The organism is Actinomadura litoris (assembly GCF_009733595.1).
Lineage (GTDB): Bacteria > Actinomycetota > Actinomycetes > Streptosporangiales > Streptosporangiaceae > Spirillospora > Spirillospora litoris.
In genome coordinates this window covers 389,423-405,052 of the sequence record NZ_WOFH01000006.1, presented here as the reverse complement: position 1 = coordinate 405,052, position 15,630 = coordinate 389,423, and the positions used below count along the sequence as shown (strand labels likewise).

Below are 15,630 nucleotides of genomic sequence, written 5' to 3'. Positions count from 1 at the left end.
CGGGGTCTGGTGGGCGTGGTCTTTGGCCTGGGTGGGGGGTTCGGGGAGATCGCGCGTTGGGTGTCAGTCGCCTAGCGCTTTGGTCACGTCTTCGCGGTAGCGGGCGTAGCGCTCCAGTTCCGCGGTGATGGGGGTGATGACCTTCTCGTCGGCCACGCGTTCGATGCCCTCGCGCATGTGCTCCTCCATCTTGTCGCCGTGTTTGGCGGACGAGAGGGCCACCAGGTTCCGGCAGGCGGACGCGGTGAGCAGGCCCATGCCGAGGGTGCAGACGGCCAGGACGGCGACGTAGGGGATGAGGCCCGCCTCGCCGACGAGGTCGGGCGGGTTCTGGCCCGCGTCCAGGAGCCCGTAGGCGACGAGGAGGCCGATCCAGGCGACGCTCAGGACGGCGACCAGGATGAGGAAGTACTGCCAGGTCTTGATCAGCCACCACCAGCGGGGCACCTGGTTGAAGCTGGGCAGGGCGTCCTTGAGGGACTCGCCGAGGGCCTCGGGGATCTCGACGGCGTGGGTGCGGGCGGCGGCGCGGACGGAGCGGGCCCAGGGGGGCGGGAGTTCGGCGGCCACGCCCGCGGTGACGGTGTGCAGGGCGTTGTCGACGTCGCCCTGCTGGGCGCCGATGGGGCCGGTGAAGGCGTCGCGGAGCTCCTCGCGCAGTTCGGTGAGGCGCATGCGGCGGAGCGGGTCGGAGCGGAGGCGGGTGATGAGGGCGGTGACCGGCCAGCCGACGAAGTCGGCGGCGCGCAGTTCGTAGGCGCTCTCCATGGCGTCGGCGACGGCGGTGGCGCCGGCGGCGTCGGTGAGGGCCTGGACGAGGTCCTGGCGGCGGTCGTCCTCGACGGTGGTGGGCGGGTCGGCGGTGTAGCGGTGGACGGCGAAGCGCTCGGCGACCTTGTCGATGTCGGCGGACAGGCGCTCGCCGCGGGCGCGGCGGGCGGCGACGGTGTCGACGAGGATGTCGCGGAAGCCGGTGACGCCCTCGTCGCTGACCGCGGACGTGGTGACGATGCGCGGGTGGGCGAGGCCCTCGGCCTCCAGCAGGCGGCGCAGGTCGGCGACGCAGTCGTCGATCTCGTCGGGGCCGAGGCGGTCGACCTGGTTGAGGACGATCAGCGTGACGCCCGCGTGCCGGGCGAACGGGACGATGTAGTTGCGGTGCAGGGCGGCGTCGGCGTACTTCTGCGGGTCCACGACCCAGACGAGGAGGTCGGCGATGGTGACGAACCGGTCGACCTCGGCGCGGTGCAGGGCCTGGATGGAGTCGTGGTCGGGCAGGTCGAGCAGGACGAGGCCCTGGAGGGAGGTGTCGGGGCGTTCGAGGTCGAGCGCGCTGGCGCGGGCGTAGCGGTGGCGCTTGTCGACGTCGAGCCAGTCCAGGAGCGGCCCGGCGCCGTCCAGCCCCCAGACGCAGGCGTGGGCCTGCGAGGTCATCGGGCGGCGGATGCCGGTGGGCGAGAGTTCGAGGCCGCAGATGGCGTTGAACAGCGAGGACTTGCCGCTGCCCGTCCCGCCCGCGAGCGTCACGACCGTGTGGTCGCCCGACAGCCGCAGCCGCTGCCCGGCGCGGTCGAGCAGGGCGCCGGCGTCGTCGAGGAGCGGCTGGTCGAGGCGTCCCGTCCCGGCCTGGACGAGCCGGTCGAGGCCGTCGAGCCGCTCGGGCAGCGGGGTGGGCTCGGGCGGGGCCGGCGGCGGGTAGACCGGGGTGCCGAGCGAGCTCGCGGGGATGGCCGAGGTGGTCATCGGGCAACCTCAAGATTGTAGGTGGCCTGGTACAGCTGGACGGGGACGGTCTCGTCGGGGATTCCGGCGGCGTCGAGCGCCTGCCCGTATCTGATCGCCTCCTCGTCGAACAGCATTCCGATGCGGCTGCGCAGGTCGGCGCGGGCCTTGGCGCCCATGCCGCGCAGCGACTCGGCGCCGAACAGGGCCTTCAGGAGCCGCTGCGGGACGGCGCTGTTGCCGCCCTCGACCGCGACCTCGGAGGTGCCGTAGCCGAGCAGGCCGATCATCAGGACGAGCGAGACCGCCTCGGTGTCGAAGGAGACCAGCTTGGCGACCGAGCGCTTGGTGACGCCCTCGGTGCGGATCAGCTCCTGGACGTGGTCCTGCCAGGAGCTGACGGCGCGGGTGGCGCGGCGCGACAGCTCGGGGGAGACGCCGCCGAGCGTCGCGGCCGGGCCGGACATGACGTGGCCGCCCGCCGGGTGCGCCCGCCAGCGGGCGAGGACCTCCTCGGCGCCGTGCTCGGCGGACGACATGATCAGCGATTCGAGGGCGTCGCGCAGCGCGGACTTCAGCGCGCGGACGCGGGCGGGGCTGCGGTGGCGGCGACCGGCCGAGCGTCCCCGGCGCGGCCGCTGGACGTGCAGGGCGCGCAGCAGGTCGCCGGTCCCGGCGAACTCCTGCCAGCGGGCGAGGACCTCGCCGCGCAGGAGGGAGCCGTTGCGGGTGGCCTCGTCGAGTTCGGCGAGGACGGTGGCGTAGGCGCCCTCGACCTGCTGGGCCAGCTCGGCCCGCTGGGCGACCTGCGCCTCGACGTGCCGCGCCAGTTCGGGGACGCGGGTGCGGAAGCTGTCCAGGACGGCGGCGAGGGTGTCGCTGACGACGATCTCGCGCCCGTCGGTGTCCTCGGCGACGCCGACGAGCCAGGCGCGGATGTCCGCGACGACGTCCTCGGGGAGGCGGCTCTCCTCGATCCGGGTCTCGGGGACGGTGAAGCGCCGCGCGTCGCCGACCTCGTGCTCGTCCAGCATCTCGCCGAAGTGCTCGGCGACCTCGGCGCCGCCCCAGCCGGTCTCGCCGGAGCGGTCGCCGCGCCCCTCGCTCTGCGGGATGCGGGAGAGCACGACGCCGATCGTGGCGCCGTTCTCCTTGGCGCGCTGGAGCATCTGCCACACCTGGGCGTCGGCGTACCGGGCGGCGGTGGTGACGCACAGCCACAGGTCGGCGGCGGCCATCAGCTTGGTCGCGAACTCGTAGTGGTCCTCGAAGACCGAGTCGAAGTCGGGGCTGTCGAGCAGCGCGAGGCCGGGCGGCAGCGCGTCGCTCGCGATGATGACGAGCTGGTCGCCGGCGATGGCGTCGGGCGCGGGCCCGCGCACCCGGCCCATGCCGGGCAGCATCGGCCCCTCCATGAACCAGGCGACGTGGTCGGGGTGGCAGACGAGGATCGGGCTGCTGGTGGTCGGGCGCAGCACGCCGGTGGCGCTGACGCGGGCGCCGACGAGGGTGTTGACCAGCGTCGACTTGCCCGCGCCGGTGGATCCGCCGAGGACCACGAGCAGCGGGGTGCCCGCCGCCTGGACGCGTGGCAGGACGTAGTCGTCGAGCTGGTTGCGCAGCTCGGTGCGGGCCTCGCGGGCCTCCTCGACGTCCGGGACGTCCAGGACGAAATCGAACGTGCCGAGCTGGTCGCGGAGCAGGGTGAGCGCGCGGATCAGCTCGCCCTGGCGCGCGGTCCCGCCGCCGGTGCGGGGCGCGGTGCGGGTGCCGCCGGACGCCCTGGAGGCGTCACCGCGCAGGCCCTTGGGCTGGGGCGCGGCCTCGGCGGGCTCGGCCGCGGGGGCCTCCACGACCTCCACGACCTCCGCGGGCTGCTCCGCCTGCGGTTCCTCGGGAGCGGGTGTCGCCTTCTTGGACGGTGCGGGCGCGCCCTTCGTGGAGCGGCGGCGGCCTCTGCGCGACCGTCCCTTGCCCGAAGCGGGCTTGGCGGGTTCGGGCGTCTCGGTCTCGGCCGGGGGCGCCGCGTCCTCGGCGGGCACGGCGGGTGCGGGCGCCGACGCGCCGCCGGACGTGCCCGGGGTCTCGCCCGCGCGTCCGGGGCCGGTGCCCGCCTCCTCGTCGTGAACCGCGCTCTGCTCTGCCGGGGGTGTCACGGATCCCGTCCCATGTCGGCTCGAATCAGTTCGATCTCTCGTGCCACGCCGACCACGTCGCCGACGACCACGATCGCCGGGGGCCGGACTCCCGCGGCGGCCATCTCCCCGGCCACCGAGCCCAGCGTCGCCGTCAGCGTCCGCTGGCCGGGGAGGGTGCCGTCCTGGATCACGGCGACCGGGGTGTCGGACGACCGACCATAGCGCATGAGGGCGGCCGCGATGAGCGCCATCCGCTCGACCGCCATGAGCAGGACGAGGGTGCCGTTCGCGCGGCCGAGCGCCTCCCAGTCGACGGTGGACTCGGCGTGGCCGGGCGGGACGTGCGCGGAGACGACGTGGAACTCCTGCGCGACGCCGCGGTGGGTGACCGGGATGCCGGCGGCGGACGGCACGGCGACCGCGCTGGTGATGCCGGGGACGACGATGACCGGGATGCCGTGCCGGGCGCAGTGCAGGGCCTCCTCGCCGCCGCGGCCGAACACGAAGGGGTCGCCGCCCTTGAGCCGCACGACGAACTTGCCCTGCCCGGCCTGCTCGACCAGGTGGTCGTTGATGCGCTCCTGGGTGACGGTGCGGCCGTAGGGGATCTTGGCGGCGTCGATGACCTCGACGTCGTCGGCCAGCTCGTCCAGCAGCGAGCCCGGGGCGAGCCGGTCGGTGACGACGACGTCGGCCATCGCCAGTAGCTGCCGCCCGCGCACGGTGATCAGCCCGGGGTCGCCCGGTCCGCCGCCGACGAGCGCGACCCCGGCGGGCTTGCGCCGGGAGTGCCGGGACTCCAGGCCGCCCGAGCGCAGGCCGTCGACCACGGCGTCGCGGATGCCCGCGGCGCGCCGGGGGTCGCCGCCGAGCAGGACGCCGACGGTCGCGTCGCCCGCCTGGCCGCTCGCGGGCGTCCAGGCCGGGGAGGACTCGGCGTCGTCGGCCCGCACCGCCCAGATCCGCGCGGCCTCGGCCTCGGCGACCACGGCGGCGTTGACCTTGGCGTCGTCGGTGACGGCCTGGACGAGCCACGCGCCCGCGCAGTCGCCGCGCTCGTAGCGGCGGGGCCGCCACTCCAGGCGCCCGGCCTCGATCAGCCCTTCGAGGGAGGCGGTGACCTGCGGGGAGACGAGCACCACGGCCGCCCCGGCGGCCAGCAGGGCCGGCACGCGGCGCTGGGCGACCCGCCCCCCGCCGACGACGAGGACGCGTCGCCCGCCGAGTCGCAGGCCTAGCAGGTACGGGGGCACGTGGTGAATCTCTCGATCGGGTGTCCGGAGTCGTTTCTCGCGGGCGCCGGTGACCGGCGCCTGTCTTTGTGGAACAACGGTACTCGGGTTGGCGAGCTCATGGAGAGGTCCGCGGGCGAGTCGATAGCCGAGCGTGACTCATTCCGTGATCGCGTCGTTACGCCGCCCGGCGTCCTTGCCGCTGACCCCGGCCGAGTCGAACGTGGCGACCTCGTGCAGGACCCGCACGGCGCCCTGGACCAGCGGCAACGCCAGCAGGGCGCCGGTCCCCTCGCCGAGCCGCAGCTCCAGGTCGACCAGCGGGCGCAGGCCCAGCGCGGCGATCGCGGCGGTGTGGCCCGGCTCGGCGGAGCGGTGCCCGGCGACGCAGGCGCCGAGCGCGTCGGGGCACAGCGCGGCGGCTGCGAGCGCGGCGGATCCGGCGATCACCCCGTCCAGGACGACGGGGACCCGCAGCGCCGCCCCGCCGAGGACGAACCCGGCGATGGCGGCGTGCTCCAGCCCGCCGACCGCCGCGAGCACCTCCAGCGGGTCCGCGCGGCCCGGGAGGCCGTGCCGGTCCAGCGCCGCCCGGACGATCTCGATCTTGTGGGCGTGGGTGGCGTCGTCGATGCCGGTGCCGCGCCCGGTGACCTGCTCGGGCGGCAGTCCGGTGAACGCGGCGACGAGCGCGGCGGACGCGGTGGTGTTGGCGATGCCCATGTCGCCGGTGACCAGGCAGCGGGCCCCGGAGGAGACCAGGTCGCGGGCGACCTCGATGCCGGTCTCGACGGCGCGGCGGGCCTCGTCCATGGTCATCGCGGGCCCGCGGGTCATGTCGGCGGTGCCGGGGGCGATCTTGCGGGGCAGCAGGCCGGGCGCGGGGTCGAGGTCGGCGGCGACGCCGACGTCCACGACGCTGACCTCGGCGCCGACCTGCGCGGCGAACGCGTTGACGACCGCTCCCCCGGCCAGGAAGTTGGCCACCATCTGCGCGGTGACCTCCTGCGGCCAGGGGGTCACGCCCTGCGCGTGGACGCCGTGGTCGGCGGCGAAGACCGCGACCGACGCGGGTTCGGGGAGCGGCGGCGGGCACCGCCCGGCCAGTCCGCAGAGCCGGACCGACAGCTCCTCCAGCACGCCGAGCGACCCCGGCGGCTTGGTGAGGCGGGCCTGGTGGTCGCGGGCGTCGCGCATCGCGGCCTCGTCCAGCGGGCGGATCGCGGCGACGGTCTGCTCGATCGGGTTCACGATGTCCTCTCCGGGCAGCGCGCGCCGCCCGTACTCCTCGTCGTGCACCGCCCACGCGAGGGGGCGGCGCCGCGCCCAGCCGGTGAGCGCGAGCAGGGGGGCGGGCGGGAACGCGGCGACGCGTCCCACGCACAGGTAGGCGATGATCTCGATGTGGGCGGGGAGGCCCAGCTCGGCGGCCAGTTCGCGTTCGTCGAAGAAGCTCACCCAGCCGGCGCCGAGCCCCTCGGCGCGGGCCGCGAGCCACAGGTTCTCGACGGCGCAGGCGACCGAGTAGTGGGCCGTCCTCGGCTGGACGTGGCGTCCGAGCGGGTTCCGGCCGCCCCGGGTGGGGTCGCAGGTCACGACGATGTTGACGGGCGCCTCGCGGATGGCCTCCACCTTGAGGCGGTCGAGGCCGGCGGCGCGCGCGGGCGGCAGGCTCGCCGCGTAGACGGCGCGCTGCCGCTCGGCGAGGTCGCGGATGCGGCGGCGCTTGGCCTCGTCCCGGACGATGAGGAAGTCCCAGGGCTGGGTCAGCCCGACCGAGGGGGCCCTGTGGGCTGCCTCCAGGACGCGCGTGAGGACGGCGTCGTCCACGGGGTCCGGGAGGAAGCCCTCGCGCATGTCGCGTCGTTCGGTGATGACCCGGTAGACGGCCTCGCGCTCGGCCTCGTCCCAGGGCGCACTGGAAACGTCGCCGGACATGTCGTCAGATGCCCAGTTCACCGAGCACCTCCAGAAGGGCGTCGTTGGACGCGCGGTCGCGGACCGCTATCCGGAGCCAGTCCGGGCCGAGCCCTGGGAACGTGTCGCCCCGGCGGACGGCGTAGCCGCGCTGGCGCAGGAGCGCCCTGATACCGAGGGCGTCCGGTACGCGCAGGCACAGGAACGACGCCCGCGCCTCCGGGACGACGTAGAGCCCGCGCGCGGCGAACTCCGCCGCGAGCCGGTCCCGTTCCGCCGCGAGCAGGACGGCCCACCGCTCCGCCTCGGCGACCGCGTCCGGCGCGGAGCACGCCTCGATCGCCACGAGCGCGGGCGTGGAGACGGCCCAGAGCGGCTGCGCCTCGGCCAGCCGCGCGACCAGCCCGGGGGCGGCCAGCACGTATCCGGCGCGCAGCCCGGCGAGCCCCCACGTCTTGGTGAGGCTGCGGATCACGGCGACGCCGGACGGCAGGCGCGTGGCGAGCGTCTCCGGCTCGCCCGGGACGCAGTCCATGAACGCCTCGTCGACGACGACCGTCCGGCCGGGCCTGGCCAGCGCCGCGACCGCGCCGGCCGGGTGCAGGACGGACGTCGGGTTGGTCGGGTTCCCGACCACGACGAGGTCGGCGTCGTCCGGGACGGCGGCGGGGTCGAGGGTGAAGTCCTTGCCGAGGACGACCCGCCCCACCGGGTGCCCGGCCGCCCGCAGAGCGGCCTCCGGCTCGGTGAACTGCGGGTGCACCACGATCGCCCGGCGCGGGGCGAGGACCCGCGCGAGCAGCACGAACGCCTCGGCGGCGCCCGAGGTGAGCAGCACCTCCTCCGCCGCCCTGGCGTGCCGCCGCGCGACCGCCCGGCGGGCGGGGCGCGGGTCGGGGTAGGCGGCCAGGCCCGCGACGGACGCGCGCAGCCGCTCGGCCAGCCACGGCGGAGGCGTCCCGGTGCGCACGTTGACGGCGAAGTCGGCGAGCCCGTCGCCGACCTCCGTGTCGCCGTGGTGCCGCAGATCCACCTCGTCCGGCGCCGCCGCCTCGGCGTGCCCCGTGGTCCCGTTCACCACTGAACCCCCTGCTCGGTCGTCCGCCCGCGTCCGTCGTTCTCGTCGTTCTCGCATGCCGTGCTCCGCGGCCGTCAGGAGGCGGCCGGCTCGTGGTAGAGCAGCGCGTTGACCGCCGCCGCCGCGACCACCGAGCCGCCCTTCTCCGAGACGTTGCTGAGCTGCGGCAGCCCGCTGGCGCGCAGCGCCTCCTTGGCCTCGGACGCGCCGACGAAGCCCGCCGGGACGCCCACCACCAGCGCGGGCCGCACCCGCCGCTCGATGATCTCGGTGATCGCCTCGTGCGCCGACCCGATCGCCCACACCGCGCCCGGCCCGACCTCGGAGTAGGACAGCCGGACGGCGGCGGCCGAGCGCGTGACGCCGGCGGCGCGGGCCATCCGGGCGGCGGCGGGGTCGGTGGCGTGGCAGAGCGTCTCGCGGGCGCTGATCCCGGCCGCGACCATGCCCTCGTCGGTGACGATCGGCGCCCCGGTGCGCAGCGCGGCCCAGCCCTGCCGGAGCGACTCCTCCTCGGTGACCAGGTCGTCGGCGTACGCCAGGTCGCCGGTGGCGTGGATCACGCGCTCGGCGACGGCCCGCGACAGCGGGGGCAGCGCGGACAGGTCCACGCGGGAGCGCAGGATCTCATACGACCGGAGCTCGATCGGATGGGGCTGGCGTACGCTCACTGAGCCTCCAGGCTGATCATGGTGTTCCTCGCTGTCGCCGGGGATGCGGGGCCGGACATCACGCCCCCGTACAGTCTCCGCCTGACTTGTCTAGAAATAGTCGAGCCTGACCGCCTATTTCGGCTATCGATGCGGTCCTGGCGACCGCCGCGGTGGCGCGGGCCGATCTGCGCTTGCGCACCACGAGCCGGACGCCCCCGCCCGAACCGGGCGCCTTCAGGGCGGCGTGCAGGGCGGCGTGCAGGGCGGCGTGCAGGGCGGCGGCCTCCGCGACGCTCGCGGTGCCCGTCCGCGCCCGCACCGCGCCGGACGGGGAAGGCACCTCCACCCGCGCCAGCACCTCCACGGGGTAGGCGACGAGGGGCAGCCCGCGCCGTGCGGCGGCGGCGCGCAGGACGGGCTCGGCGGCCCGGCCCTCGGCGGTCGCCACGCACCAGACCGCGCCCGGCTCCAGGCCCGCCTCGTCCAGCACGCCGCCGATCAGCTCGGCGACCTCGGCGGCGCCGGCTCCGCTGGACGCGCCGACCCCCACCACCGCGCACGTCATGGCCCGAGGTCCCCGATCGGGATCGTCTCGACCCGCCGGACGTCCCTGGACGGGCGCGGCCGCGCGGCGGGCCCGCCGCGCCGCCCCCAGACGACCGTCACCGGCGCGGGCATCGGGGTCGCCTGGAGCGCGACCGCCCCGGCGGTGAACCCCTGCCCGGTCAGGACCTCCAGCATCGCGGGGGCCTCCTCGTCCGACGCGACGGCGGCGACCCGGCTCAGCGCCCGCCCGGCGCAGGCCGCGAGGGTCTCGGGACCGCCGTGCCCGCCGAACACGGCGTCCGGCTCCGGCAGATGGTCGAGGACGGACGGCACCTCTCCCCGCGACACCGCCACCCTCACCCCGTGCGCGCGGACGTTCTCCCGCACGCGCTCGTAGCCGGCCTTGTCGCGTTCGACGGCGACCACGGCGGCGCCGAAGCGCGCGCACTCGATTCCCACGGAACCGTCGCCGGAACCCACGTCCCAGACCATGTCGCCCAGGCGCGGCCCCAGTTTCGCCAGGACGAACGCGCGAATCCCCGGTTCCAGGGCCGCCGCGTCACCGAACGCCTCCCGCGGCAGGGCCCACTCGGACGGCCCCAGAGCCGCACCGGAGATCCAGCCCGCTTCCTCCGGCGGACGCCGGTCGTCCAGGACGAGGACCACGTCCGGGTTCGTCCACGGCCGCGTCGTCGCCTCGGCCGGACGGACGTGCACGATGCGCTCCTCCGGCCCGTCCAGGCCCTCGCAGACGACGAACGCGCGCGGGGTCTGCGGGAACAGCGCGCGCCCCAGCTCCGCCGGGCCCGCGCCGGGGCCCGTCAGCACCGCGACCTTCGGGTGGGCGCGGCACACGTTCACCGCCCGCCGCAGCTCGTGCGCCGACACGACGAGCGCGCCGTCCGGCGACAGCCCGGCCCGCGCGAACGCCAGGCCCGCCAAGGCGGCGCGGGTCATCGCGCCATCCGCCCGAACATGCCGACCATGCGCTGCCCGGTGGAGTCGACCAGCACGACCTGCGCCGCGATCGGGCTCTCGGCCGAGCCCGCCGCCCGCGCGGCGCGCCGCTCCAGCTCACCGGCGGTGCGGCGGCACAGCTCGCGGCCGCAGGGGCCGAGCTTCCCGGCCGCCTCCCACAGCTCGTAGGCGCGCCGGGGGGCACCGGCGACCTCGGCGGACAGCGCGGGCCCGCCGTCCATGTCCCGCGTGATCGAGCCGAGGACGTCGGAGCCGGCGGGCGCGAGCGCGGCCTGCTCGTCCAGGCCCGCGACCAGCACGACCTGGGCGAGGCCGTGCTCGACGGCGGCGGTCAGCTCGTCCAGGTCCACCGGGGTGAAGCAGGCGTCCGGAAGCGCCGGGAGCATCCGCCGGGCGGCCTCGCCCGCGCCCTCCCCGTACAGCACCAGGGTCGTCTCGCCGCGCGACGCCGCGTCCGCCGCCGTCATGTCCGCCGCTCCCCCTGGTCGACGAGGTTTCCGAGGTGGCCCGGGAGCAGGTCGGTGGCGAGCATGCTGAAGACGACCATGTCCTCGTTCACGCCGTCGGGGCGGCGCTCGGCGCCCCGCGCTATCCCCTCGCGCCGGTAGCCGCCCTTCTCCGCGACACGGATCGAGGCGTGGTTGCTGACCAGCGCGCGCAACTCCACCCGGAACAGGCCGCATTCGCGCAGCGCCCACCGGGAGACGAGCGACAGCGCCTCCGTGGCGTAGCCGTTCCCGCGTGCGCCCGGCCGGACGCCGTAGCCGACCTCGCAGGTGAGGTGGTTCCAGTCGACGCGGAAGAGCCCGATCGTCCCGAGCAGGCGGCCCGACTCCCGGTCGGCCACGGCGAGGTGCAGGGCGAGCCCGAGGCGCTGCACGTTGTGGACGCCCTCCTGGAGGAACCAGGCGATCGGCTCGGCCTCCAGCACGGTCGGGAAGTTGGGTGGGAGGAAGTCCTCACCGTCGCGGATCACCTCGATCACGTCGGCGGCGTCGTCGAGCCCGAACGGGCGCAGGACGAGCCGCCCGCCCTCCAGGCGCTCGATCTCCTTGAAGGCCCTCACTGACGGTCCCCTCCGCCGGCCCTCACCATCCTGCTCGCGAGCCGCGGCGACCCGGCCCAGTGCAGATGCAGGTAGGACGCGACACACTCGCCCTTCACGAAACCCTCCGGACCGGACGTGGACCACTGCCACGCCGCCCGCCACTCCCCCGCGGCGCCGTCCCGCGCCGCCCCGTGGCCCGGTTCCGTGACCGTGCGGTGGAACTCGTGGCCGCGCAGCCGCTCCCCCGTCCGGGCGACGACCGAGTCGGCCACCGCCACCGCGGCACGATAGCCCAGTGTCAGGCGCGGGGCCATGGTCGCCCTGACCCCGTCCAGGACGCCGCACATCGGCGCGCCGTCCAGTTCCTGGGCGAGGTAGAGGAGTCCCGCGCATTCCGCGTAGAGGGGACGCGACGATTTCGCGAACGCGGCCAGGTCCCTGCGCAGCGGCTCGTTCGCGGACAGCTCCGCCGCGTACACCTCGGGGAACCCGCCGCCGATGACGACACCGCGCGTCCCCTCGGGGAGCGCCTCGTCCCGCAGCGGATCGAACCGGACGACGTCGGCGCCCGCCGCGTCCAGCAGCTCCTCGTTCTCCGCGTAGCCGAAGGTGAACGCGGGCCCACCGGCGACGGCGATCCGCGGCCTCTCGCTCGGCGGCGGGTCCACCTCCGCGGCCGGGTCCCAGGGCTCGGCGCTCAGCGCGGGGACGTCGCGGGCCAGCGCCAGCACCGCGTCCAGGTCGCAGGACGAGGCGACCATCTCGCCCATTCGGCGGACGCTCTCCACCGCGTCCGGCCTCCGCTCGGCGGCCGGGACGAGCCCCAGGTGCCGGGACGGCGTCGCCGCGTCCCCGTGCCGCCGCAGCGCGCCCAGCACCGGCAGCCCGAGCTCCTCGACGGCGTCGCGGCACATCCGCTCGTGCCCGTCCGAGCCGAGCCGGTTGAGGATCACGCCGCCGACCCGGGCCGTCCCGAACGAGCGGAACCCGTGCACGAGCGCCGCGACCGAGCGCCCGGCCGCCGCCGAGGCGTCCACGACCAGCACGACCGGGGCGTCCAGCAGTGTCGCGACGTGCGCGGTGGACGCGTAGTCCCCGCCGCCCGGCGAGCCCGACGTCGCCGGCCCGGCGGCGCCGTCGTACAGGCCCATCACGCCCTCGACGACCGCGAGGCCCGCGCCCGCCGCGCCGTGCAGGAACAGCGGGACGACCAGCTCCTCGGACGTCAGCCACGGATCGAGGTTGCGCCCGGGGCGGCCCGTGGCGAGCGCGTGGTACCCGGGGTCGATGTAGTCCGGGCCCACCTTGTGCGGGGACACCGCGAGGCCGCGCGCGGTGAACGCGGCCATCAGCCCGGTCGCCACGGTCGTCTTGCCGCTCCCCGACGAGGGCGCGGCGACGACGATCCGCGGGACCGCGCTCACCACCCGATCACCACTCGATGCCCTTCTGGCCCTTCTGGCCCCGGTCCATCGGGTGCCGGACCTTGCCCATCTCGGTGACGAGGTCGGCGAACTCCACCAGCCTCGGGTCGGCGTCCCGGCCGGTGATCACGACGTGCTGGTTGCCGGGCCGGTCGCGGAGCGCGGCGACGACGTCCTCGACATCGACCCAGCCCCACTTCATCGGGTAGGTGAACTCGTCCAGGACGTAGAGGCGGTAGGTCTCGGCGGCGAGGTCGCGCTTGATCTGCTCCCAGCCCTCGCGCGCGTCGGCCTCGTGGTCGGCCTCGGCGCCGGGCCGCTGGATCCACGACCAGCCCTCGCCCATCTTCGTCCAGAACACCGGCCCGCCCTCGCCGGTCTCGGCGTGCAGGCGGCCCAGCGCGAGCAGCGCGTTCTCCTCGCCGATGCGCCACTTCGCCGACTTGACGAACTGGAACACCCCGATCGGCCAGCCCTGGTTCCACGCCCGCAGCGCGAGCCCGAACGCGGCGGTCGACTTGCCCTTGCCCGGCCCCGTGTGGACCATCACCAGCGGACGGTTGCGGCGCTCCCGCGTCGTCATCCCGTCCTTCGGCACGTACTCCGGCCTGCCCTGCGGCATCTCAGTCCCCGCCCTTCATCCGGTGGCCCATGACAATCACGCGACACTCACGCGACGCTCCGCGCGTCCCGGACGACCCCGGCGAGCGCGTCCGCGCCCAGCCGGTCGAGGTGCACGACCTCCGCGCCGAGCCGCGCGCCGAGCGCGCCCGCGAGCCCGAGCCGCACCGGCCCCGACTCGCAGTCGACGACGACCGACGCCCCGCCGCCGAGCGCGCCCGCGAGCAGGCCCGCGGTCCTGGCCGGGTCCGGTCCGTGCGTGGCGCGCCCGTCGGTGACCACGACCAGCAGCGGACGGCGGGCCGGGTCGCGCAGCCGCTCCACCCGCAGCACCTCGGCGGCGCGCAGCAGGCCGGCCGACAGCGGCGTCCGGCCGCCGGTCGGCAGCCGCTCCAGCCGCCGCGCCCCGGCCTCGACCGAGGACGTCGGCGGCAGCGCCAGCTCCGCGTCCGCGCCCCGGAACGTGATGAGCCCGACCTTGTCGCGCCGCTGGTAGGCGTCCAGGAGCAGGCTGAGCACCGCGCCCTTGACCGCGCGCATCCGCTTGCGCGCCGCCATCGACCCGCTCGCGTCCACGACGAACAGCACGAGGTTGCCCTCGCGGCCGTCCCGGACCGCCTCCCTCAGGTCGTCCGAAGTCACGACCAGCCCCCGGCCGGCGCGCCCGCGCGCGACCTGGTGCGGTGCGGCGGCCCGGAGCGTCGCGGTGAGGTGCAGCCCGCGCGCTCCCGGACGGGCACCGGACACGCGTCCGTACGGACTGCGCGCCTTGGAGCGGCGACCCGGAGCGCCCGCGCCCACCCCGGGCACGGTGAACAGGCGGGGCCTGTAGGCGGCGTCGGCCGGGGCGGGCTCGGTGTCCGACGACCGTCCCTGGCCGCTCCCCACGGACGGCTCCGACGGCTCCGACGGCTCCCCGCCTTCTTGGGAGAGGTCGTCCCCGGGCGCTCCCCCGCCCGGCCCGTCAGGCCCACCCGATCCGTCGGGACCGTCGGGGCCGTCGTCCGGCGGCTCTGGGTCGGGGTCTGGGTCGGGGTCGCCGTGCTCGTCCAGGACCTCGTCGAGCTTCTGCCGGTCGAGGCCGGGCGCGTCGAACGGGTCGCGGCGGCGGCGGTGCGGCAGGGCGAGGCGCGCGGCGGTCCGCACGTCGTCGGCGTCGACCGCGGCCCGGCCGTGCCAGGCGGCCAGCGCGATCGCCGCCCGCGCCGTGACTAGGTCGGCGCGCAGCCCGTCCACCTCGAACGAGGCGCACACCGCCGTGATCTGGCGGAGCGCCGTGTCGGTCAGCTCGACGCCGGGCAGCCGGTCGCGGGCGGCGGCGATCCGCCCGGCCAGCGCGGCCTCCTCCCCGGCCCAGCCCGCGGCGAAGCCCTCCGGGTCGTCCTCGAAGCGCAGCCGCCGCCGGACGACCTCCGCGCGCTCGGCGGGATCGCGGGTCGCGGCCACCTCGACCGTCAGCCCGAACCGGTCGAGGAGCTGCGGGCGCAGCTCGCCCTCCTCCGGGTTCATGGTCCCGACCAGCAGGAACCGCGCCGCGTGCCGCACCGACACGCCCTCGCGCTCCACATGGGACTCGCCCATCGCCGCCGCGTCCAGCAGCAGGTCGACCAGGTGGTCGTGCAGCAGGTTCACCTCGTCCACGTACAGGACGCCCCGGTGCGCCGCCGCGAGCAGGCCCGGCTCGAACGCCTTCACGCCCTCGGTCAGCGCGCGCTCGATGTCCAGCGACCCGGTGAGCCGGTCCTCCGAGGCGCCCACCGGCAACTCGACCAGCCGCGCCGCCCGCGCCCGCCCGGCGCCGCCGTGCGGGGCGTCGGGGCAGCCCGGATCGGACGCCCGCGGGTCGCAGGAGAACCGGCAGCCGTCGGCGACCGCGACCGGCGGCAGCAGCGCGGCCAGCGCGCGGACGATCGTCGACTTGGCGGTGCCCTTCTCACCGCGCACCAGCACGCCGCCGACGCCCGGGGACACGGCGTTGATCAGCAGCGCGAGCTTGAGGTCGGCCATTCCGACCACGGCGGAGAAGGGGTAGCGCGCGGCGCGGCCGCGCTCGCGGGGCGGCGTCGCTTCGGCAGGGGGCATGCCTGGTCGTCCTTTCCTCGGGTGTCCACGCCCGTGGCGGTTCCTGTCCGACGGCCGGAGTCTCCTGGCTCCCGGATCACGGCTCCCCCTCGGCCTTCCAGCCGTCCCGGGGGGCGGCCGTGGCGCGAGCGAGGGGGAACTCCCCTGGTCACAGTTGCGGGACAGCCCCGGATTCGCACCGGGTTCCTCCG

The 15,630-nt window shown here is 76.0% G+C and carries 13 protein-coding genes and 1 riboswitch; all 13 genes read right to left on the bottom strand.

The genetic code is table 11. The annotated features are described in order from the left end of the window. Window positions 1–63: 63 nt before the first annotated feature. The 13 genes from GNZ18_RS19530 to GNZ18_RS19470 all read right to left on the bottom strand — a co-directional run bounded on the left by GNZ18_RS19530 (window position 64) and on the right by GNZ18_RS19470 (window position 15,439). On the bottom strand, window positions 64–1,743 hold the full coding sequence (locus tag GNZ18_RS19530; protein WP_156217915.1) for a GTPase family protein: 1,680 nt from the start codon (window positions 1,741–1,743) through the stop codon (window positions 64–66). Continuing rightward, window positions 1,740–3,878, bottom strand: a complete 2,139-nt coding sequence (locus tag GNZ18_RS19525; protein ID WP_312874619.1) for a GTPase family protein — start codon at window positions 3,876–3,878, stop codon at window positions 1,740–1,742. The genes GNZ18_RS19530 and GNZ18_RS19525 overlap by 4 nt, the downstream gene beginning before the upstream one ends. Further along, complete coding sequence (gene cobA / locus GNZ18_RS19520; RefSeq protein ID WP_214616879.1) at window positions 3,875–5,113, bottom strand: uroporphyrinogen-III C-methyltransferase; 1,239 nt, start codon at window positions 5,111–5,113, stop codon at window positions 3,875–3,877. The genes GNZ18_RS19525 and cobA overlap by 4 nt, the downstream gene beginning before the upstream one ends. 138 nt (window positions 5,114–5,251) lie before the next feature. After that, window positions 5,252–7,051: a nicotinate-nucleotide--dimethylbenzimidazole phosphoribosyltransferase gene (gene cobT / locus GNZ18_RS19515; protein ID WP_312874618.1), complete on the bottom strand. Its 1,800-nt coding sequence runs from the start codon at window positions 7,049–7,051 to the stop codon at window positions 5,252–5,254. Then, on the bottom strand, window positions 7,035–8,087 hold the full coding sequence (gene cobC / locus GNZ18_RS19510; RefSeq protein WP_312874617.1) for an Rv2231c family histidinol phosphate aminotransferase CobC: 1,053 nt from the start codon (window positions 8,085–8,087) through the stop codon (window positions 7,035–7,037). The genes cobT and cobC overlap by 17 nt, the downstream gene beginning before the upstream one ends. A 74-nt stretch (window positions 8,088–8,161) precedes the next feature. Beyond that, window positions 8,162–8,758, bottom strand: coding sequence for a precorrin-8X methylmutase (locus GNZ18_RS19505; RefSeq protein ID WP_214616881.1), 597 nt, complete (start codon window positions 8,756–8,758; stop codon window positions 8,162–8,164). Window positions 8,759–8,816: 58 nt separating this feature from the next. Beyond that, entirely contained in the window at window positions 8,817–9,305 is a 489-nt protein-coding gene (locus GNZ18_RS19500; protein ID WP_156217913.1) for a cobalamin biosynthesis protein, read from the bottom strand. After that, window positions 9,302–10,243, bottom strand: a complete 942-nt coding sequence (locus GNZ18_RS19495) for a cobalamin biosynthesis bifunctional protein CbiET (RefSeq protein ID WP_156217912.1) — start codon at window positions 10,241–10,243, stop codon at window positions 9,302–9,304. Before GNZ18_RS19495 ends, GNZ18_RS19500 begins: the two co-directional genes overlap by 4 nt. Next, window positions 10,240–10,731 (bottom strand): hypothetical protein, encoded by a 492-nt coding sequence (locus GNZ18_RS19490; RefSeq protein ID WP_156217911.1) that lies wholly within the window; start codon window positions 10,729–10,731, stop codon window positions 10,240–10,242. The genes GNZ18_RS19495 and GNZ18_RS19490 overlap by 4 nt, the downstream gene beginning before the upstream one ends. Beyond that, window positions 10,728–11,330, bottom strand: a complete 603-nt coding sequence (locus tag GNZ18_RS19485; RefSeq protein WP_214616884.1) for a GNAT family N-acetyltransferase — start codon at window positions 11,328–11,330, stop codon at window positions 10,728–10,730. Before GNZ18_RS19485 ends, GNZ18_RS19490 begins: the two co-directional genes overlap by 4 nt. Continuing rightward, window positions 11,327–12,736 carry a cobyrinic acid a,c-diamide synthase CobB gene (locus GNZ18_RS19480; RefSeq protein WP_312874616.1) on the bottom strand — a complete coding sequence of 470 codons (1,410 nt, stop codon included), beginning with the start codon at window positions 12,734–12,736 and terminating at the stop codon, window positions 11,327–11,329. The genes GNZ18_RS19485 and GNZ18_RS19480 overlap by 4 nt, the downstream gene beginning before the upstream one ends. 7 nt (window positions 12,737–12,743) lie before the next feature. Next, the gene (cobO, locus tag GNZ18_RS19475) at window positions 12,744–13,358 is read right to left on the bottom strand and encodes a cob(I)yrinic acid a,c-diamide adenosyltransferase (protein WP_156217910.1); all 615 of its coding nucleotides are present in this window, start codon (window positions 13,356–13,358) and stop codon (window positions 12,744–12,746) included. Window positions 13,359–13,405: 47 nt separating this feature from the next. Beyond that, on the bottom strand, window positions 13,406–15,439 hold the full coding sequence (locus GNZ18_RS19470) for a putative cobaltochelatase (protein ID WP_156217909.1): 2,034 nt from the start codon (window positions 15,437–15,439) through the stop codon (window positions 13,406–13,408). A 58-nt stretch (window positions 15,440–15,497) separates the two neighbouring features. Then, window positions 15,498–15,627, bottom strand: a riboswitch (cobalamin riboswitch). Window positions 15,628–15,630 lie beyond the last annotated feature (3 nt).